This is a genomic window from Marinobacter lipolyticus, assembly GCF_018424605.1.
GTDB classification, from domain to species: Bacteria; Pseudomonadota; Gammaproteobacteria; order Pseudomonadales; family Oleiphilaceae; genus Marinobacter; species Marinobacter lipolyticus_B.
In genome coordinates, this window is record NZ_QTKT01000005.1 from 45,215 (window position 1) to 64,965 (window position 19,751).

Annotated in this window: 13 protein-coding genes; 9 read left to right on the forward strand and 4 right to left on the reverse strand. The window is 59.6% G+C overall.

Going from position 1 to position 19,751, the window contains the following annotated elements; all coding sequences use genetic code 11:
- Positions 1-530: 530 nt before the first annotated feature.
- Genes DYI22_RS08780 through DYI22_RS08790 form a run of 3 tightly spaced genes read right to left on the reverse strand, consistent with a single transcriptional unit; the run spans position 531 to position 4,829 of the window.
- Entirely contained in the window at positions 531-2,147 is a 1,617-nt protein-coding gene (locus DYI22_RS08780; protein ID WP_213477692.1) for an acyl-CoA carboxylase subunit beta, read from the reverse strand.
- A 10-nt stretch (positions 2,148-2,157) separates the two neighbouring features.
- On the reverse strand, positions 2,158-3,024 hold the full coding sequence (locus tag DYI22_RS08785) for an SDR family oxidoreductase (RefSeq protein WP_213477693.1): 867 nt from the start codon (positions 3,022-3,024) through the stop codon (positions 2,158-2,160).
- Positions 3,021-4,829 carry an acyclic terpene utilization AtuA family protein gene (locus tag DYI22_RS08790; RefSeq protein ID WP_213477694.1) on the reverse strand — a complete coding sequence of 603 codons (1,809 nt, stop codon included), beginning with the start codon at positions 4,827-4,829 and terminating at the stop codon, positions 3,021-3,023. Before DYI22_RS08790 ends, DYI22_RS08785 begins: the two co-directional genes overlap by 4 nt.
- A 146-nt stretch (positions 4,830-4,975) precedes the next feature.
- Between DYI22_RS08790 and DYI22_RS08795 the strand changes: the two genes are divergently transcribed.
- The 8 genes from DYI22_RS08795 to DYI22_RS08830 all read left to right on the forward strand — a co-directional run bounded on the left by DYI22_RS08795 (position 4,976) and on the right by DYI22_RS08830 (position 17,292).
- The gene (locus tag DYI22_RS08795) at positions 4,976-5,602 is read left to right on the forward strand and encodes a TetR/AcrR family transcriptional regulator (protein WP_213477695.1); all 627 of its coding nucleotides are present in this window, start codon (positions 4,976-4,978) and stop codon (positions 5,600-5,602) included.
- A 279-nt stretch (positions 5,603-5,881) separates the two neighbouring features.
- Positions 5,882-6,943: a hypothetical protein gene (locus DYI22_RS08800; protein ID WP_213477696.1), complete on the forward strand. Its 1,062-nt coding sequence runs from the start codon at positions 5,882-5,884 to the stop codon at positions 6,941-6,943.
- A gap of 63 nt (positions 6,944-7,006) precedes the next feature.
- The gene (locus tag DYI22_RS08805; RefSeq protein ID WP_213477697.1) at positions 7,007-8,017 is read left to right on the forward strand and encodes a putative solute-binding protein; all 1,011 of its coding nucleotides are present in this window, start codon (positions 7,007-7,009) and stop codon (positions 8,015-8,017) included.
- Positions 8,018-8,036: 19 nt separating this feature from the next.
- Positions 8,037-10,088 (forward strand): TRAP transporter large permease subunit, encoded by a 2,052-nt coding sequence (locus tag DYI22_RS08810; RefSeq protein WP_213477698.1) that lies wholly within the window; start codon positions 8,037-8,039, stop codon positions 10,086-10,088.
- A 280-nt stretch (positions 10,089-10,368) separates the two neighbouring features.
- A complete protein-coding gene (locus DYI22_RS08815; protein WP_213477699.1) occupies positions 10,369-12,921 on the forward strand; it encodes a S8 family serine peptidase in 2,553 nt (850 codons plus the stop codon).
- A gap of 110 nt (positions 12,922-13,031) precedes the next feature.
- The gene (locus tag DYI22_RS08820; protein ID WP_213477700.1) at positions 13,032-13,421 is read left to right on the forward strand and encodes a protease complex subunit PrcB family protein; all 390 of its coding nucleotides are present in this window, start codon (positions 13,032-13,034) and stop codon (positions 13,419-13,421) included.
- Between the two features lie 101 nt (positions 13,422-13,522).
- A complete protein-coding gene (gene parE, locus DYI22_RS08825; RefSeq protein WP_213477701.1) occupies positions 13,523-15,418 on the forward strand; it encodes a DNA topoisomerase IV subunit B in 1,896 nt (631 codons plus the stop codon).
- A gap of 95 nt (positions 15,419-15,513) precedes the next feature.
- Positions 15,514-17,292, forward strand: coding sequence for an SLC13 family permease (locus DYI22_RS08830; protein WP_213477702.1), 1,779 nt, complete (start codon positions 15,514-15,516; stop codon positions 17,290-17,292).
- Here DYI22_RS08830 and DYI22_RS08835 read toward each other — a convergent pair.
- Positions 17,276-18,571, reverse strand: coding sequence for an EAL domain-containing protein (locus DYI22_RS08835; protein WP_213477703.1), 1,296 nt, complete (start codon positions 18,569-18,571; stop codon positions 17,276-17,278). The genes DYI22_RS08830 and DYI22_RS08835 overlap by 17 nt on opposite strands.
- A 570-nt stretch (positions 18,572-19,141) precedes the next feature.
- On the opposite strand from DYI22_RS08835, the gene DYI22_RS08840 reads away from it, so the two are divergent.
- Positions 19,142-19,693, forward strand: a complete 552-nt coding sequence (locus DYI22_RS08840) for a cytochrome b (RefSeq protein ID WP_213477704.1) — start codon at positions 19,142-19,144, stop codon at positions 19,691-19,693.
- Positions 19,694-19,751: the final 58 nt, after the last annotated feature.

Consider the following 19,751-nt stretch of genomic DNA (forward strand, 5'->3'; position numbering starts at 1 on the left):
TGTCTAGTTCGTGCCTGCCTTTTTAGGTGCAGGTCCGTTAGCTTGGGTGGCGGGTGCGGGGGCAGGCTTCCAGAAAAACGCTACAAGCACGTCCGTGTGCGCTTGATCTCCGGCCATCCATGGCCTCCGACATTTTCTGGAAGCCTGCCCCCGCACCCGCTTAGTCTGCGAATTCGATGCTGCATGCTGAAAGTTTTGTGCCTTTGTAGGTCGGATTAGCCGTAGGCGTAATCCGACAGATTGGCGGATCATGCTGGGCTTTGGTTGTCGGATTACGCCTGCGGCTAATCCGACCTACAGTCAACGTGTTCTGTTGTGACGTTCTAGAAAATCATGCTCCCCAAAGGAGTTATCGCTTGGCCCGGATGAGCCGATTGGAACGGCCTGTCCAAAAATTTCGGAGGCCATGGATGGCCGGAGAGAAGCGCACATGGATGTGCTCGTAGCGGTTTTTGGACAGGACGTTCCAAACGGTTCCTGCACTCAAACCAGACACCCACGAGGCGGGCTCCCCCAAGCTCAAACCAAAATCAAAGCCGAGCCACCCCAAACGTATTAGGCCGCAACTGCCGCGCCTCGGCCTCTCGGCACACATCCAGAACCAGCGCCACCACTCTCCGCGTATCCCGCGGGTCGATCAGGCCGTCGTCCCACAGCCGGGCGGTGCCGAACAGGGCCGTGGAGCCGTCTTCGAGTTTCTTGGCCGTAGCCTGTTCCAGAAAATCCAGTGTCTTCGGATCCGGTTCGATGCCGCTGCGGCGTTGCTTGTCTTCAGCCACAATGCGCATCACCTTGCCAGCCTGAGCGGGACCCATGACCGCGGTGCGGCTGTTGGGCCAGGCAAAGATGAATCGCGGGTCCAGGCCGCGACCGCACATGGCGTAGTTACCTGCACCATAGGAACCGCCGATCACAATTGCGACTTTTGGCACCCGGCAATTGGCCACGGCCTGAATCATTTTCGAGCCGTGCTTGATGATGCCGTTCTGTTCCGAGTGGGTCCCCACCATGAAACCGGTGGTGTTGTGGAGAAACAGCAGGGGCGTGCCCGCCTGGTCGCAGAGCTGGATAAACTGGGCTGCCTTGGCCGAACCGGCCGGGGTGATCGGGCCGTTGTTGCCGATGATGCCGACGGAATGACCCTCGATGCGGATGGTGCCGCAAACGGTCTGGTCGTCGAATTCGTTCTTGAAGTCCATGAACTTCGAGCCATCGGCGATGCGGGCAAGAATTTCACGGACGTCATACGGTTTTTTGGAATCCGCAGGTATCACACCCAGCAGCTCGTCGGCGGGATGCAGCGGTTCTTCCCACTGCAGTTCCCGTTTAGGTGGTAACTGCTCATTCCAGGGCAGGGCTTCCAGTATGTTTCTGGCCTGGCGGATGCCGTCGGCATCGTCTTCGGCCAGGTATTCGGCGGTGCCAGCGACCTGGGCGTGCATTTCGGCACCGCCCAGTTCTTCGTCGGTGGCGACTTCGCCGGTGGCGGCTTTCAGCAGCGGCGGGCCGGCGAGGAACATCTTGGCCTGGTCCCTCACTGCGATGACGTAGTCGGATAGGCCCGGCTGGTAGGCACCGCCGGCGGTGGCGTTGCCGTGGACAACCGTCACTTGTGGAATGCCGGCGGCAGACATTCTCGCCTGGTTGGCGAAGCCGCGGGCCCCCTGCACAAAAATGTCCGTGGCGTAGTTCAGGTTGGCACCGCCGCTTTCGGACAGGGACACCACTGGGAGTTTGTTCTCCATGGCGATCTGCTGCAGGCGCAGGGTCTTGTCCAGACCCGCCGGGGTGATGGTGCCGCCCTTGATGGCGCTATTGCTGGCTACGACCAGGCAGCGGATGCCGCTGACGGTGCCTATGCCGGCAATGATGCCGCCGCCGGACAGGCTGCCGTCTTTGTCGTCGTGCATCTTGTAGCCGGCCAGCGAGCACAGTTCCAGGAACGGGGTGCCGCGGTCCAGCAAGCGGTTGATGCGATCCCTGGGCAGCAGTTTTCCTCGTTTGGTGAATTTCTCGCGGGCCGCTTCTGCCAGGTCCAACACCTTCTGCTCCACCGCGCGGAAGGTGGCGATATGGGCTTCCATCGCGTCGACGTTGGCGCGAAAGTCATCCGAGTGGGGGCTGACGGTGGATTCGATCACCTGCATGGCTGTCTCCTCAGTCGTCGCCCAGCACTTTGGGGGTGGTGGCGCGGTGAAAACCGTTGAACGGTTCGTTGTTCTTGGCTTTGGGGAAGGGCCATACCCGGCCGCCCTGGGATGCGGCGCCGTCGATACGCAGGCAGTCGCCGCTGATAAAGGCGGCGCCCGGGCTCAGCAGGAAGCAGATGGCAGCACTGACTTCGCTTTCCGTGCCCATGCGTTTGAGCGGTACGTTGTCGCCCAGGCTGCGAATCCACTGTTTCATGTGTTCCGGATAGTTATCCATGCCGCTGGAGGCGATCCAGCCCGGGGCCACGGCATTGACGCGAACCCCGGACGTGCCCCATTCCACCGCGGCGGTCTGGGTGAAGTTGACCATGCCGGCGCGGGCTGCACCGGAGTGACCCATGCCAGGCATGCCGCCCCACATGTCCGCGACGATATTGACGATGGCTCCGCCGGTTTTCGACAGGGCCTGGGTGTAGGCTTCTCGGGCCATCAGAAAGCCACCGGTCAGGTTGGTGCGCACCACGGTCTCCCAGCCTTTCTGGTTGATGCCGGTGAGGGGCGAGGGGAACTGGCCGCCGGCGTTATTGACCACACCATTGAGGCCGCCGTGTGCTTCCAGAATGGCAGCCACGGTGGCCCTGACGGATTCCTCTTCACGAATGTCGCACACGTGGGCGGTGGCGATGCCGCCGTCCTCGCTGATCTCGGCTTGGACGGCCTCAACCTTTTCCGCCTTGCGGCCCACCAGCGCGACACGGGCGCCCAGGGCGGCCAGTTCGTGGGCGGTGCAGCGGCCAATGCCAGAGCCGCCGCCGGTTACGATGAAGGTCTGCCCGCTGAACAGGCCGGGGCGCAAAACAGATTGGTAGCTCATGAACGTTGTCCTTTTTCCAGAACGGCCCGGGCAATGGGCACAGGGAATTCCAGTAATTGCTGCGCGAAGGCCTTGCCCTGCGGGTCGATCCGCAGGCTGGCGACACCACCGCCACCAAGGCTGTGTTCCAGCAGGAAGTTGAAGGCATGGAAGCCGGGCAGGGCCCAGCGGGTAACCTTGCCGGTTTCCGGGTGCAGGGTATGGGTCATCCAGTCGGCTACGGCGGATTCGGTCAGCGCCGCTTCAATATAAGGGGCGAACTCGGGATGACGGGCAATCACGCCGATGTTGCTATGGTCGCCCTTGTCGCCGCTGCGGGCCCAGGCCAGATCGATCAGGGGCGCGGTGGTGTCGGTTGCCGGCAATTCCGGATTCGCTACCGACTCTGCCAGTTGCGAGGGGTCGAAGCCGCCGGTGGTCTCAACCTCGACGCTGCCCTGGTGGCCAGCCAGATCCACCGAGACCGTTACTGCGGATTTCGGCACCAGGCAGGAATACAGACGGATCTTTGGCCACACGGTTGGGCGGCCGCCCACGATGCCGGTAATGCCCGGCGCCATGCCGGTGGCGGCCTGGGCAATTTCCCGGGAGAACAGCACCAGCGCCTCCTTCTTGGGGTGAGCGGTGCTGATTTTTACCACCACTTCCCGGCAATCCTGGCGCTGGCCGTGGGCGCCGTAGGTCGCTTCAGTGCCCAGCAGTTCCACGCTGGTGTCGGTGTAATCCGGCAGGCCGCGCTCCCGGAACAGGCGGGCGGTTTTGGCGAGAATCGCATCAGCCACGGTTTGCGCCTTCGCTTTGGCGTCAATGCCGGCGAGCAGGAAGGTGACCGTGCATTTGAAGCCGTCGGGCCAGGTGCCGGACACCTTGTAGCTGTCGGTCGGCGGCAGTCCCCGGGCGCCGCGAACGCTGACCTGATCGACGCCGGTTTCCGTCAGTTCAACGTCGGTAAAATCGCAGGTGACATCCGGCAGCAGGTAAGCGCGGGGATCACCGATTTCGTACACCAGTTGTTCGGCCACGGTGCCGCGGCTTACCTTGCCGCCGGTTCCTGCGGGTTTGGTGATGTGGAAGTGACCGTCGGCGCTGACCTCGGCGATGGGGAAGCCCATATCGGCATAGCCTTCGGCCACTTCCTGCCAGTCGGTGAAGTTGCCGCCGGTGGACTGGGCGCCGCACTCGAGCAGGTGCCCGGCAAGACTGCCCTGAGCGAGCTTGTCATAGTCGCTCCAGCGCCAGCCGAATTCATGAACCAGCGGCGCCAGCACCAGAGCGCTGTCTGCCACCCGGCCGGTAATGACGATGTCCGCCCCCTGCTCCAGAGCGGCGACCAGGCCCGGTGCGCCGAGGTAGGCGTTGAGGCTGACCATCATCGGCGGCATTGGCTGGGCGGTGGTCATTTCAGTAATACCGGCTTCCGCCAGCTGTTTCTTTTGCGTCAGCAGATCGTCGCCCAGTACCAGGGCAATGTTCAGCTCCACCCCCGCCTTGTCACACAGCGACTGCAGGGCGTCGCGGCAGGCCACGGGGTTCACCCCTCCGGCATTGGCCAGCACGCGTATGCCTTTTTCCTTGATATCCCCCAGCAAAGGCGCCATCACCGTTTGCACAAAGTCCCGCGCGTAGCCCTGGGACGGGTCTTTCATTTTCTGGCCGGCCATGATCGACATGGTGATCTCGGCCAGATAATCCGCCACCAGGTAATCGATGTTGCCCTTGTGAACCAGTTGGGCCGCTGCGGTCTCGGTATCGCCCCAGAACGCGGCGGAACAGCCGATGCGAACGGTTTTTGCAGAATCTGCCATGGTATGTGCCCTGTGACCGTTGGCCGTGCGGGGAGCGATGACGCTGCCCGGACGGAGGTTGGCTTACGATAAAACGACAATACCAAGCAAGCGCTTGGTTTGTAAACAGGCAAATTGCGGGTAGAATCGAGGTCCTGTTTCTTTGTATGGAAAAGCCTGTGACTCAAGACGCTATCCTTCGATCCCTTATCGCCGATAATCTGGTTTCTGACCCTGCCGGTGCCCGTGGCCGTTTGTTGAAAGAAGCCGCCCGCCTGTTTCGGGACAAGGGCTATGAGCGCACCACCGTCAGGGATCTGGCAGCCGCGGTGGGTATACAGTCCGGCAGCCTGTTTCACCATTTCCGCACCAAGGAAGACATTCTCAAGGCGGTGATGGTTGAAACCATTCGCCTGAACACCGCACTGATGCAGGCGGCCATGGATGCGGTGGATGCCCCCAGGGACAAACTGCGGGCGCTGATCCGGGCGGAGCTTGAATCGATTAATGGCCTGACCGGTGAGGCCATGGCGGTGCTGGTATTCGAGTGGCGAAGCCTGTCCGAGCCTGCGCGCGAGGACGTGCTGAAACTGCGAGATGTGTATGAAAAGCTGTGGCTGGATGTACTGACAGCGGTCCAGAAGGAAGGCCGCCTGCAGGCCGAGCCGTTTGTCGTGCGCCGGATGCTGACCGGCGCCCTGAGCTGGACGGTGACCTGGTATCGTCCCGACGGCGGGCTGAGCCTGGATGGTCTGACCGACCAGGTGGTGGCGATGATGGGGCTGGCGGACTAGTTCGCGGCCGAATCGGACACAACATCCCACCAAAATGTTTCACTATTGGTACAAATGTACGCCACATAACTCTTTTCTGAAGTTATTGTTTTGTATAAAAATAATTTCGCAACCTTCCTTTCTTGCCCGGCCATTGGCCTGATCGGCATAACCGGATCGGCATTCGAGCCATTTTTGTCAGACAAGAATCGCCGCATTCTTTGATCCGTCGAAGGTGCATGGGTCGGAAACCTCTCCCACCCATGACGTATAAAAACAACGCAGAACTCAAGGCGAATTATGATCTCTTCACTGGTTAAACCCGTCGGGTGCATGGTCGCCATGCGCAACAAACTGCTTACCCTCACTGCCCTGGCCCTGCTGGCCGGTTGCTCGGCCAATCCGATCTACACCACCACCGGTGTGGTGCTCTCCAATTATTCCGAAGGGGAGGCGACTCCCTACGTCATGCAGATGTCTGACCCGGAAATGGCGTGTGCGCTGGGGGAGGGCATTGACCCGTTGCTTTACTCCTTCTCACGGGTGACCGAAGCGCCGGACAGCACCGGTTCGCTGTTGATGTTGCTGGCGGCCAACTGCTCGGAATACCAGGCCTGGGAGGCGGAGCTGGAGTATCTGCGCGAAGATTACGCCGGCAATGTTCCCGCCGCCAAAGACGCCCGGGAGCGTGCCAAGCGCCTGAACGCTGAAACCGCCAAGCGCCGCTACATCGCGTTCCAGCGCGCCATGGCCGCCTACGAATTTGATCCCGCCGCCGAGCCGCTGGAATGCCCGTTTCTGTTTGAACCGCAGGATGAGCTGACCTTCCTGCTGGGCCTCCTCACCGGCATGCAGGCCATCGTGAATGACGCCAACTCCGGCGCCATGGCGGGCGTGCCGCGCAATATTGCGCCCCAGGCCGAGCGAGCGGCCACCTGCCTCGACAATGAAAAGTGGGGTGGTTTGCCGAACGCTATCCGCAGCCTGGTGTGGCTGCTGCTGCCGGACACCCGTCCTGCGTTGTCACCGGATCCGTGGGAAGTGCTGGAAAACAGCTCGGAGCTGTCCGTCAAATCCGGTTTCCGCGCTTCGATGGCTCTGGAGGCCGTGGCCGCGGAAACCTTCGGCCGGCCTGATGTGCTGGCCGACGTCATCGCGCGGTTTGCCGAAGCCGAAAACACCATCGAGGTCTGGGACGACTACCGGCTGGTGGATGAAGTTGCCCGCAGGGTTCTTCAGTTCTCGTCCGACAAGCACTGGACCGCCAACTATGGCTATCGGACGCCCCGTCGACATTTCGGCAAAATGAGCCCGGAAAGCACGGCGGAAGTCGAAACCATGAACCTGGACGATCTGCTGTAAGCGGTCGTCCGGCACAGACCAATGAAATTCCTTACAAACACAAGAATGACCCGGAGGTCAGTTATGTTCCGTAAATCCCTCGTTGCCTTGTCACTCGTTGCGGCGGCTCCGCTCGCCTCCGCAGCACCGGTCAAGATGTGTGTGTTCGATGTCATCGGTGCGAACGGTGACATGTTCAATATGGTTAAAGACTACGCGCTGGAGATGAAGGCTCACGGCGTTGACTTCGAACTGCGCCCCTACACCGATGAAGGGGTTGCCGTCGGCGATTTCAACTCCGGGCAATGTGATGCCGTGGCGGCCACGGATCTGCGTACCCGTCCGTTCAACCGGTTCACCGGCAGCATCAGTGCGGTCGGGGCTATCCCGACCTACGACGATCTGAAAACCGTGCTGGCCACTCTGGCGCAGCCCAAGGCTGCGCCGTTGATGAAAGACAACGGCTATGAGGTGCTGGGTATTGTGCCGGTGGGCGCCGGCTACCTGTTTGTAAACGATCGCAGTATCGATACCGCAGGCGAACTCGCCGGCAAGCGGATGGCAACCCTGGATTACCAGAAAGATGCCATTCACATGGTTAATCACGTCAAGGCCACCGTAGTGCCCTCCGACATCACCAATTTTGCCGGCAAGTTCAACAATGGCTCGGTTGACACCGCTTACGCCCCCGCCTTCGCCTACGAGGCTCTGGAACTCTATAAAGGCATCAGCGACGGCGGCGGCATTGTGGATTACCCGCTGGCCCAGCTCACCATCCAGGTGATCGCCCGTGAAGGCGTGCTGGACAGTGAAACCGCGCAGAAGTCCCGGGAAGTGGCCTGGGGCATGTATGGCCAGGCCATGAATCTGATTCAGGGCCAGGAAGAGGCCATTCCTGAGGACAAGTGGATCAACATTCCGGACAGCGATATTCAGGGCTATCAGGAAATGTTCCGTGATAACCGCCTGCAGCTGCGGGATGGCACTGAGGGAGCCGACAAGGTCTATCATCCCAAAATGATGAGCCTGCTCAGCAAGATCCGCTGTGCCAGCAACCCGTCTGCGTCTGAATGCACCGCAAGCGATCGCGAATAATAACCAAGGCTGATCCTTCATGAACTGGCGAGCAATTTCCGTAGCAGGGTCGAGAACTCTGTACCCCGTGCACCGGTCGCACGGGGTCATTCTCCTGCTGCTGCTGATCTTCACCCTGCTGCTTGGCATGGGCAACTCCCTCCACTCCAGAATGCTCTGGGTGGGGGAGCAAACCTGGCCGAACTACTATCTGCTCAATCCGGATGCGACTGAGCCGACCTGCAACATGACAATGGATGTTGAGGCGGAAGTGCGCAAACGGATGAATGCGTACGAACCCGACCCGGATGATCTGTTCAGTTCTCCGCCGGATGCCGGCGCCATTCGCGAGTCGCTGGAGCGCAATCTGGCCCTGTGCGAACAGAAGCACCAGATGTTCGCGGAGAACCAGAAACACGCCACGGCGGCGCTGTCGGTGTTCAAAACGGTCGAGCAGGGGTTCGCTTCGTTCCTGCTGGAAAACATTGAGCTGACCAAGTTCCTGTTCATTGCCATGTTCGCCATGGCCGCGGCGATCTCTGCACTGGACGCGGATCACATTGCGCTGCGCCTGCCCCGTAACCGGGCCGAATGGCGCCTGAGCCAGGGCGCACAACTGGCCGTGAACGGGCTGATGGTGTTCTCGCTCTATTCGTACATTGGCAGGCTCGCCAATTCGCCGGGCACCGAGGACACCATCGTCTTTCAGTATGCCTGGGCGGCGGTGTTCGGGCTGTTCATGATTATCAACCTGGTGCGCTTCGTAAACGTTCCCGAGCGTATGAAGCCGGGAAGCCTGAGCGCTTCCTCCGGTCTGGTGGTGCCGCTGTACTGCGTCATGGGCCTGATTGCCATGAGCTACTTCTTCCTGGTGGACGGCTACTCATCAGGCCTGGCCATTTACTTCAACATGATGACGAACCTGTCGTCGATGTTCATAAACATCGGGCTGTATGTACTGGTGGGGATGGCACTGAAGCAGACGCGGATACCCGAACTGCTGCTCAACACCATCAAGCCATTCCAGCTGCCGGCGCCCATGCTGGCCTCGGTGATGATCTTTGCCACCGCATTCCCGACCGCGTTCACCGGGGCATCGGGGATCTTCATTCTGGCTGTGGGCGGGGTGGTCTACGACGAGCTGCGTCGGGCCGGCGCCGGTCGCCAGCTGTCGCTGGCGACAACCGCCATGTCGGGCAGTCTGGGTGTGGTGCTCAACCCCTGCCTGCTGATTGTGGTGGTGGCGGCGCTCAACAAGGAAGTCACCACTTCTGAGATGTACGGTTGGGGCTTCTGGGTGTTCATGTTCTCGGCCACGCTGTTCTCGGTGATCGTCTGCAAAACCCAGGGCAACTGGCGGCCGCGCCCGGCGCCGGGCGCCTTCCGCGAGTCCATTAGGCAGTTCAGGCCGCTAGCGCCATACGCGGCGGTAGCCCTGGCGGTTATCCTCGGCATCTGGGTAATTCTGGGCCTGGGCTTCAATGAATACAGCGCGCCGATGATCCTGCCGCTGGTCATGCTGGCACTGGTCTACCTGGATGCCGGTAAGGACAGCCGGGACGAGGGGCAAAGCCGCGCCCGGGCATTCTGGACCCGCAGCACCGCGGCGGCCAGCGACTCTGCCGTGCATATTGGCGCGCTGCTGGCGCTGATCGGCTTCTCGATCTGCCTCGGCGGTATCCTGGAGCGCTCGGACATCGTACACACACTGTTCCCGGAGGATCTGACCAGCCCGTGGATTGCGATGCTGGTGATCGTGGTAATGCTCACCGTGATCGGCATGGTGATGGACCCGTTCGGTGCGGTTATCCTGGTATCGGCAACGATTGCCCAGCCTGCTATCCAGCTGGGTATTGATCCGCTGCATTTCTGGATCGTGTGCCTGGTGGCCTTTGAGCTGGGTTATCTGAGCCCGCCGGTGGCGCTGAACCATCTGCTGACCCGTCAGGTGGTCGGCGAAACCGAAGTGTTGGCGGCGGAACGTACCGGTTCCTTCTGGCATCGTTATGAGCGCCTGCTGCTGCCGCTGGTGGTGATGGGGCCCACACTGCTGCTGACCGCATTCGTGCCCATGTTGTTCTACGCTTTGTAAACCGGCTGTAGTTAACACATCGGAAGCCGCCGCTGGGGTAACCTGTCGGCGGTTTTTTGCATCCGGGCAAAGATCTGGAACGTAACCACAACACAAAGCGTGATCTAATAGTAATTTATATGGTGTATGTTTCTGTTAATACAATTCTCTTCGATGACAGGTGCTGGATAGAACAATGAATGGGCTGCATGGTGTTCACCTGACTTTATTACTAAGCGCTCTTTTTCTGGTTGGGTGCGGAGGTGGTGGAGGCGGGAGTTCCAGTAGCTCCTCCGGATGTTTGGGCGAAACTGCCAATATTGGGGAAAGCACGATTGGTGCTTCAGCAGTACAGGTAAGTGGTGTCATTGAAATAGAAAGTCAAACCCGGGTCGACGTCGATACAGCCGACGATTTAAGGCTGAATCAAGCCTCGAGCAATAACTGTGATGATGAAGCGCAACTACTTCCCGTAACGGGGATTGTAGGCGGGTATTTGAGTGCAGAGACGGGGACATACCCCTTCAGGGCGGGAGATAATGCCCAATTTGATTTCGAGGCTGATAACCAGGATTACTACGCTGCAGACTTCCGTCCTGGTGACCGCGTGTCGCTGCAAGTTTTCAGTGACTCCCGCGTGAGTCAACCGCAGCCGCGGTTGCAGGTTTTTGATAGCAGTAACCGAGCGGTGTTCGACAGTAATGATCTGGCCACCCCACAGCCATTCATTCACATTATCGAATCCCCAGCCGGCGAACACGTGATACGTGTAAGTGCGGAGTCTGGGGGGCCGTTCCGCTACGTGTTGATAGGCGCAGACCGAAACGCCAGTAGTGTAATGAATACGTCTTACGCAGAGCCCGAATTTGTTCCGGGTGAGGCCGTGGTCACGGCCAGCGCTGGACACACATTCGGAAACAGCGCGAAGGCAATGGCAACGGCCCTGTCAGCGGAAACGGCCAGGGAACTTCGGCCGGGAGTGTGGCACCTCCGCCGCCCTGTTTTTCAGTCGATGAGCATGACGGTTAATGCCCGGTCCGAAACCATGGATTGGATTCGTCAACTGCAAACACAACCTGACGTGGTTTCTGCCTCGCCAAATTATCTATATCGCGTTCAAAGCCTCTCGCCGGCTACCAATCCCCTCTATAATCGCCAATGGCATTATCCGCTGATTAATCTGCCCGTGGCCTGGCAAGCCGCCCCTCGTGCCGGATCGGGCGTTGGCGTGGCGGTTCTGGATACAGGTTTGTTCAGCAGTTCGCCGAATACCATCGGTAATTGGCACCCGGATCTTCAGGATAATGTGCTTACCATTGGTGGCCAGATACTTGATTACGTTAGTTCCGACAATGATCTGGACAATCAGCCGGGCCGCGATCAGAACCCCGCTGATCCCGGAGATGGTCAGACTAGCAGTAGTTTTCACGGAACCCACGTTGCAGGTATCGTTGCCGGGGTAGATAACAGTGAAGGGGGCGTGGGGGTCGCTAACCAATCTGACCTGATTCCTGTCCGCGTTTTAGGCGAAGGTGGCACGGGTTCACTCAGTGACCTTATCGATGCCATCGCCTGGGCAGCTTCGAGGCCAGAAATTGACGTGATCAATCTGAGTCTTGGCGGTGTGGGCCCCAACGACCAGTTGGAAGATGCTATCAATGCAGCCCATAACGCCGGCAAGTTGGTGGTAGCTGCAGCTGGTAATCAGCGTACTGACGAGGCTACTTTCCCCGCCGCTTTCGACAATGTTGTGGGTGTGGGTGCAGTAGATGGGGCGGGAGTACGCGCCTCTTACTCGAATGTTGGTCCTTCCGTCGATCTTGTCGCACCCGGAGGAGATGCGGGCCGCGATGCCAACTTAGATAATAGTGCTGATCTGGTCTTGAGTACCTGGGGCTCGGACGACGACGGCGTTTTTGAACCCCGTTATAATCTACTGCAAGGCACCTCTATGGCTGCTCCGCATGTGTCAGGGGTGTTTGCCCTGATGAAGGCAGAAAATGCTGCTTTAGATGCAGAAGACTTCTTTGCTCTTCTGCTGGCTGGCGAACTGACAGACGTTGTTGGTCAGGAATTCGAATACGGCGCGGGCCTGATCAATGCTGTAAAATCAGTCGATGCTGCCCTCAATGGGGCGATTCCTGCGGTGCTCGCTTCCTCGCCACCTGTTGTTGCGCTTAACCTAGCGAACAATCAGCAGGAACTCTCGCTGAACCGCTACCCCTCTGGTGCGGATTTCGTTGTAACCGGAATTGATTCTGGCGAAAATTGGTTGGAGCTGGGGGAGGAGCTCCAGATAGGTTCCCCGCCACCTTCGTCGATTACGGTGAGCCTTAATGAGGCGTTGCTCGAACAAGCCGAGAACGATACTGCGGAACTGCGAATAGACTATCAGGGAGATGGCTCTGACAGAACACTATCCATCTCCGTCAACGCGAGGCTCATTGATCCAGGAGATGAACGCAACGCGGGCAGGCATTACGTGTTGCTGGTCTCTGATGATGAGAGCCGGTCCACGGGGTATCAGACGGTGGCTACGGCCAATGGCGGTCAGTACAGTTTTGAATTTGGCGACGTTGAACCAGGTAGCTACTTTCTGGTTGCGGGCACGGACATCGATAATAATGGGCTGATTTGTGAAAGCGGTGAAGCCTGTGCTGAGTACCCTGTTAACGGACTACCACAACCTTTGCAGATTGGTGATGAGTCCTTGAGTTCTCTGAGAATGAGCACGAGCTTTCAGCGGCCCGCAATTAGTTCACTCGGGGGGCCACGAATTGGCTTCAAGGGATACCGCCTGAGAACCGTCCCTGCTGGCGACGAGCCGGTGCGCAGGAGGAGTGCAGAACCTTGAGGTCCATCGTGAAGCTTCCCGTCAGTCGAGCTGTAGGCTCCCTTTTTTTGAGTCTTCTTTTAGCCGGCTGCGCATCGAATTATTCGGAAACGGCGGAGGGTGCGCCGTTGGTGCGGCAATTGACCCAGTCGGACCATTGCGGGCTGGCAGCGCCGGGTCTGGTTTACCTCGATAACGTGGCGCAGGTAGAACGGCTGTCCGGCCTGCCCACCCGGAATCTACCCCTGGACTCCCTGAAAGCCGTGGATTTCGAGCGCGAGCATCTGCTACTGGTGAGTCTGGGGCAGAAAACGACAGGAGGCTACGGCATTACTCTGGAGGATTCGGTGATCCGCGATGGCGTTCTGGAAGTTCGCGTCAGCGTCCGGCAGCCGGCCGCCGATGCCATGGTGACCCAGGTGCTGACCACGCCCTGCGCAGTGATGGCGGTGACGCCCGCGAACTGGAAGCGGCTCACCGTGTCCGGCGCCGGTATAAAGACCCTGACCCGCGAGCGCTGATCGTCCCATCACACCGGCACAAAACAACCGTTGATCTTTCTCCGCGAATCCCTAAGCTATGGGCCAGTTTGATAACAAATCCGCGGAGTTCCTTCCTGCCTATGAGCCAGCAACAATACAACGCCGATGCCATTGAAGTCCTGAGTGGTCTTGATCCGGTCCGCAAGCGTCCGGGCATGTACACCGACACCAGCCGTCCCAACCACCTGGCGCAGGAAGTGATCGATAACAGTGTGGACGAGGCGCTGGCCGGGCACGCCCGCCGGATTGATGTGGTGCTCTACAGCGATGGCTCGCTGAGTGTGGAGGACGACGGTCGCGGCATGCCAGTGGATTTGCATAAGGAAGAGGGGCTGCCGGGGGTCGAGCTGATCCTTACCCGGTTGCACGCCGGCGGCAAATTCTCCCAGGGCAATTACAACTTTTCAGGTGGCTTGCACGGGGTCGGGGTGTCGGTGGTCAACGCGCTGTCGACGCACCTGGAAGTCACCATCAAGCGCGATGGCCAGCTGCACCGCATGACCTTTGCGGACGGTGAAAAAGCCACCGAGCTGGCAGTAGTGGACACCGTTGGCAAGCGCAATACCGGCACTCGCCTGAAGTTCACCCCCGACGCCAAGTATTTTGACAGTCCCAATTTCTCGGTCAGTCGCCTGCGCCATAATCTGCGGGCCAAGGCGGTGCTGTGCCCGGGGCTGACGGTGACTTTCGTGCAGGAGAAAACCGGCGAGAAGGACGAGTGGTGTTACGAAGACGGGCTGCGGGACTATCTGCGCACCGCGCTGGCTGACATTGAGGCGGTACCGCTGGAGCCGTTCACCGGCAGCTTTTCCGGTAACAAGGAAGCGGTAGACTGGGCCCTCCAATGGCTGCCGGAAGGTGGCGAAGCGGTGATGGAGAGCTACGTTAACCTGATTCCGACGGCGCAGGGGGGTACTCACGTCAACGGCCTGCGCACCGGTCTGCTGGAGGCGATGCGGGAATTCTGCGAGTTTCGCAACATCCTGCCCCGGGGCGTCAAGCTGTCGCCGGAGGACATCTGGGAGCGTTGCGCCTACGTGCTGTCCTTCAAGATGCAGGAACCCCAGTTCTCCGGACAGACCAAGGAGCGGCTGTCGTCCCGGGAAGCGGCGGCGTTTATCTCCGGCGTGGTCAAGGATGCCTTCAGCCTGTGGCTGAACCAGCACACCGATGTGGCGGAAATCCTGGCCGAACTGTTTATCAGCAACGCTCAGCAGCGGCTGCGGGCGTCGAAGAAAGTGGCGCGCAAGAAAGTGACCTCGGGCCCGGCGTTGCCCGGCAAGCTGGCCGACTGCTCCGGCAGTGACACTGCCCGCTCGGAATTGTTCCTGGTGGAGGGTGACTCGGCGGGTGGTTCCGCCAAGCAGGCCCGGGATCGTGAGTTCCAGGCGGTCATGCCGCTGCGGGGCAAGATTCTCAATACCTGGGAAGTGGATTCCGGTGAGATTCTGGCCTCCCAGGAAGTGCACGACATTGCGGTGGCCATTGGCGTGGACCCGAGTTCGGACGACCTCGCCGGCCTGCGCTACAACAAGGTCTGTATTCTGGCGGATGCGGACTCCGATGGCCTGCACATCGCCACGCTGCTGTGCGCGCTGTTCGTCAAACACTTCCGCCCGCTGGTTGCTGCCGGGCACGTGTTTGTGGCCATGCCACCGCTGTACCGGGTGGACCTTGGCAAGGAAACCTTCTACGCACTGGACGAGCACGAAAAGCAGGGCATCCTCGATCGTCTGGCCGCGGAAAACCGCCGTGGCAAGATCCAGACCACCCGTTTCAAGGGCCTTGGTGAGATGAACCCGTTGCAGCTGCGCGAGACCACCATGGCGCCGGATACCCGCCGGCTGGTCATGCTGACCATTGAGGACGGCGACGACACCGACAGCCGGATGGATATGCTGCTGGGCAAGAAGCGTGCGTCTGACCGCCGGGTGTGGCTGGAAACCTACGGCAATATGGCCGATATCGAAGTTTGATATTGCTGAAAGTGCTTTAAAAAGCATCCTTTATTCTTTCTAAGTATTCGGCAAAGCCGTTATCCTGCGTCCTTTATCGTTAGGATGCAGGATGTATGGACTGGCAGGGCTGGTTTTCGCTGAGTCTGGCAGGTGTGGCGCTGATACTGATGAGTGTGGGCCGGTTCGGCCCCCATCTGGTGATGATGGGGGTGCTGGTGGTGCTCAGTGCCAGTGGCATTGTCTCCGCCGATCAGGCCCTGGCCGGCTTCAGTAACAGCGGTCTGATCACCGTGGTCGCCATGTTCGTGGTGGCTGCGGGTATTCATCATTCCGGCGGCGTCGATCTCGTGGTCAACCATTTGCTGCGTTCACCCCGCAGTGTGCGCTCGGCGCAGGCCCGCATTGCTATTCCGGTATCGCTGCTGAGCGGCTTCCTCAATAACACCCCCGTCGTTGCCACCATGATTCCGGCGATTCACGCCTGGTCCCGCAAGATTGGTATCGCCCCGTCCAAACTGATGATCCCCCTTAGCTATTCGGCCATTCTTGGCGGCACCCTGACGCTGATCGGTACCAGCACCAACCTGGTGGTCAACGGGCAATACCAGCAACTGACCGGCGAAAAGGGCTTCTCTATCTTCTCCATCACGGCGGTGGGGCTGCCGGTGGCGGTAATCGGTGTGGCGGTCATGCTGCTGGTGTTGCCGCGCTTTCTACCGGACCGCAAGGATCAGCAGAAGTTCGGCTCGATGCGCGAGTTCACCCTCGAAGTAGCCGTCGCTTTCGACGGTCCGCTGGTGGGTCGAAGCGTCGGTGAAGCAGGCTTGCGGGAGCTGGAACGGTTGTATCTGGTGGAAATCGAGCGCGATGGCAGCGTGGTCACGGCGGTTCCTTCCGAGGAACGGTTGCAGGGCGGAGACCGGCTGGTGTTCGCCGGGGATACCCAGGCCATATCGGATCTGTTGCGCATCAACGGTATCGTCCCCTCCGTTCACGACGATGAGCCCAGCCTGAGCAAGGACCGCGCTGAACGCCGGCTGGTGGAAGCGGCGCTGTCGCCGCAGTCGGAAGTACTGGGTTCGACCATCCGTGACGCCCGTTTCCGCGACCGCTACGGTGCGGTGGTGCTGGCGGTGGCCCGGGGCGGTGAGCGGGTGTCCGGAAATCTTGGCAATATCCGTCTGAAGCCCGGTGACGTGCTGTTGTTGGAAGCGCGCCCGGCCTTCGTTACGCGCCAGCGTTACAACAAGGATTTCCTGCTGATCAACGATCTGGAAACCGAAACACCCCGGCATGATCGCGCCTGGCTGTCCTGGGGCATCCTGCTGGTCCTGGTGGGGGCAGCGGCCTGTGGGTTTTTAAGCATGCTTAACGCGGCGTTGCTGGGGGCGTCGCTGATGATTCTCAGTGGCTGCTGCTCGGTGGGGCAGGCCCAGAAGGCGGTGGATGTGCCGGTGGTGCTGACCATCGCTGCGGCCTTCGCACTGGGTGCGGCCCTTGAGCAGACCGGAGCGGCGGGGTATGTGGCCGAGGGCATTCTGGGCGTCAGTGACGGTCATCCGCTGCTGACCATTCTGCTGGTCTATGTCACGGTGTCGGTGCTGACTGAAGTGATTACCAATAACGCGGCGGCGGTGCTGGTTATCCCGGTGGTGCTGTCGATGACCACGTCCCTGGGGGTGCCCGCAGAACCCTTTGTCATTGCGGTGATGATGGCGGCATCGGCCAGTTTTGCCACGCCGCTGGGCTACCAGACCAACATGATGGTGTTTGGCCCCGGCGGTTACCGCTTCTCGGATTTCGTCAAAGTGGGCCTGCCCATGAACCTGTTCATCGGGCTGCTGACCGTCACCGTGATCAGCCTCGTCTACGGCATCAGCCCTGGCGTCTGATGCCGTCGGTGGGGTTGGCCAGAATGTCGCAGCACAGTACCCGCAGCTCGCCACGATAGTAATAGCCCAGCGATAGGGTCACACACATATAGGCGCCGGTAATACACAGGTAGGGTGTGGTCACCTGCAGGCGCTCTGGCTGCGCGATGGCCTGGCGGAGGTATTGCTGGCGGTACCAGTCCGCACTGGTGGTGCTCTCCAGCGGCCGGAATCTGGGGTCAAGGCTGTTTGCCATGGCATCGGAGACCAGCGTGTCGTCGATCTGAACGCCTTTATTGTCCACCAGATAACAGCGGGACACCGTCGGGTGGCCAAGCAGTTGCGCGCACGCCTGCGGCATGGCCATGCCCTGGTTAAGCTTTTCGATGGTGGCCTGGAAGTAACCCGTAAAAAACTGGGTGAGCTGCTGGGTCGGGTCTCTCCTGACCTGGCTCTGACTCTTGTATTCGCTGAGCAGATGATCGAAATCGTCCGCCTGTGTCGGGATGTCCGCCAACAGCGTGCTCGGTTTTCTGAAATAGAACCCCTGAACAAAATCGACCCCGGCATCAATGGCGATCAGCGCCTGATCCCGCGTCTCCACCCCCTCCAGCAACACCAGGCAGCCGGACTGATGCAGCAACGACACAATGCCATTGAGGATCTGCCTGGCCCTGTGATCTTCGGTCGCCCGCGTCAGCAGTTTGCGATCAAGCTTGACGATGTCCGGTGACAGATTCCAGATGCGCTCGAAATTGGAATGGCCGGCACCAAAATCATCAATCGCCGTCAGGCAGCCCAGCTTCTGATAGTAGGCGACGGTTTCCCGCAGACGGTCGGCGTCATCGGTGGGCTGCTCCACGATCTCCATCACAATGCGATGCGGGGGCAGGCCGGTTTTCTCCAGCAGCTGACCGAAAAAGGAGTCGGACTGGGTGCCGCTGGTTACAACCTGGGGAGACACGTTCAGAAACAGCCAGTTCAACTGATCGTGAAAGCCGGTGTAGTTGCGGATGTGCAGGTAGCGGCACAGCCGGTCTAGCAGCAGGTTTTCCGCGCTTGAGGTTGGCAATCCGAAAAGGTGCAGGGGCAGAACGGCGGCGTTGTCGTTATCAAAGGCGCGAATCAGTGCTTCGTAACCCACCACCCGCTTGTGGGAAATGCTGAATATGGGTTGCAGCGCCGTGCGCAGGGTCAGGCCCTGATAGTCCGCGGTCCAAGAGTCACCTTCCTTGTTGAGCATGGGGGACAGCAAATCAACATCCGGTGCTGCCAACGTTTCAGGAAGGGTTCGCGACATAGGCGGTTCTGGTCTATTGACGAATGCAACGACAGCAGCGTGAGCTGGTCGAACTGTAAACAGAGAATACAGGTGCCTGTTAAGAAAATGTCACGTGGCCCTGTGATGAGGGGAGATTGCCAAAAATGCGGGGATATTGCCACCAGTTAATGTGAAAAACTGGGAAATGATCGATAAGCGAGGGATCGATCCGGGCCGGGAAAAGGGCCGCAGCGGCCATTGGGAGGCCGCTGGCGGTTCAGTTGTTGCTGGGGATTACAACGCTTTCGTCGAATTCAAATTCCATGTTTATGCCTTCCGGTCAATGAGTCACCCAAGCGGGTATTTAAGTATGTGCAAATTCTATCTTGCTGATGGATTTCAACAATCCGTATTACCCGTATCAGACCTTAGACTTAACGCTTTGCCGGGATGCAGCCCGCGCCGGGTGCCGGCTGAACTTTACGTGGGATAGTTGGTCAGAAAAACTGACTTTCGTATGCAAAACATTCCGGTTGGTTTTGCGGCCCGGGCTTTCTAGACTCAAGAATCAGGAAACATCACCAATCAGGGAACGAGGTTTTTCTTTTCATGCAGATACGTAATTCGTCGACCCGCTTCGGTGTTGTCAGCATAGCGATTCACTGGCTGGTGGCGGTGACGGTGTTCGGTCTGTTCGGTCTGGGCTATTACATGGTGGGGCTGTCCTACTACGATGAGTGGTACCGGCTGGGGCCGGATATTCACCGCAGCGTTGGCATCCTGCTGTTCCTGGCCGTTGTTTTTCGGGTGATCTGGCGCGTGGCCAACCCGGTGCCACGGCCGCTGCCGAGTCACCAGCGCTGGGAAATCCGGCTCGCTCACGTAGCCCACGGCCTGCTTTACGTTCTGCTGTTTGTGGTGATGGTCAGCGGTTACTTGATTTCAACCGCGGATGGCTCGGCGATCAGTGTGTTCAACTGGTTTGATGTTCCCTCACTGACGGGCCGGATCAAGGGCATGGAAGACATTGCTGGCGAGGTGCATTACTGGAGTACCTGGGCCATTGTCATTCTCGCCGGCGCCCATGGGCTGGCCGCCATCAAGCATCACGTTCTGGACAAAGACGACACCTTGCGCCGGATGCTGGGCAGCAACCGCTGACGCTGCATTTGCGTATCAACTATCGAACGCCCCTGCGCGGGCAATCTCAACAAAAGGG

Excerpts from the sequence above, each read along its gene's own strand:
- DYI22_RS08780 (WP_213477692.1), bottom strand. The coding sequence starts at position 2,147 with ATGCAGGTGATCGAATCCACCGTCAGCCCCCACTCGGATGACTTTCGC.
- DYI22_RS08785 (WP_213477693.1), bottom strand. The coding sequence starts at position 3,024 with ATGAGCTACCAATCTGTTTTGCGCCCCGGCCTGTTCAGCGGGCAGACC.
- DYI22_RS08790 (WP_213477694.1), bottom strand. The coding sequence starts at position 4,829 with ATGGCAGATTCTGCAAAAACCGTTCGCATCGGCTGTTCCGCCGCGTTC.
- DYI22_RS08795 (WP_213477695.1), top strand. The coding sequence starts at position 4,976 with ATGGAAAAGCCTGTGACTCAAGACGCTATCCTTCGATCCCTTATCGCC.
- DYI22_RS08800 (WP_213477696.1), top strand. The coding sequence starts at position 5,882 with ATGATCTCTTCACTGGTTAAACCCGTCGGGTGCATGGTCGCCATGCGC.
- DYI22_RS08805 (WP_213477697.1), top strand. The coding sequence starts at position 7,007 with ATGTTCCGTAAATCCCTCGTTGCCTTGTCACTCGTTGCGGCGGCTCCG.
- DYI22_RS08810 (WP_213477698.1), top strand. The coding sequence starts at position 8,037 with ATGAACTGGCGAGCAATTTCCGTAGCAGGGTCGAGAACTCTGTACCCC.
- parE (WP_213477701.1), top strand. The coding sequence starts at position 13,523 with ATGAGCCAGCAACAATACAACGCCGATGCCATTGAAGTCCTGAGTGGT.
- DYI22_RS08830 (WP_213477702.1), top strand. The coding sequence starts at position 15,514 with ATGGACTGGCAGGGCTGGTTTTCGCTGAGTCTGGCAGGTGTGGCGCTG.
- DYI22_RS08835 (WP_213477703.1), bottom strand. The coding sequence starts at position 18,571 with ATGTCGCGAACCCTTCCTGAAACGTTGGCAGCACCGGATGTTGATTTG.
- DYI22_RS08840 (WP_213477704.1), top strand. The coding sequence starts at position 19,142 with ATGCAGATACGTAATTCGTCGACCCGCTTCGGTGTTGTCAGCATAGCG.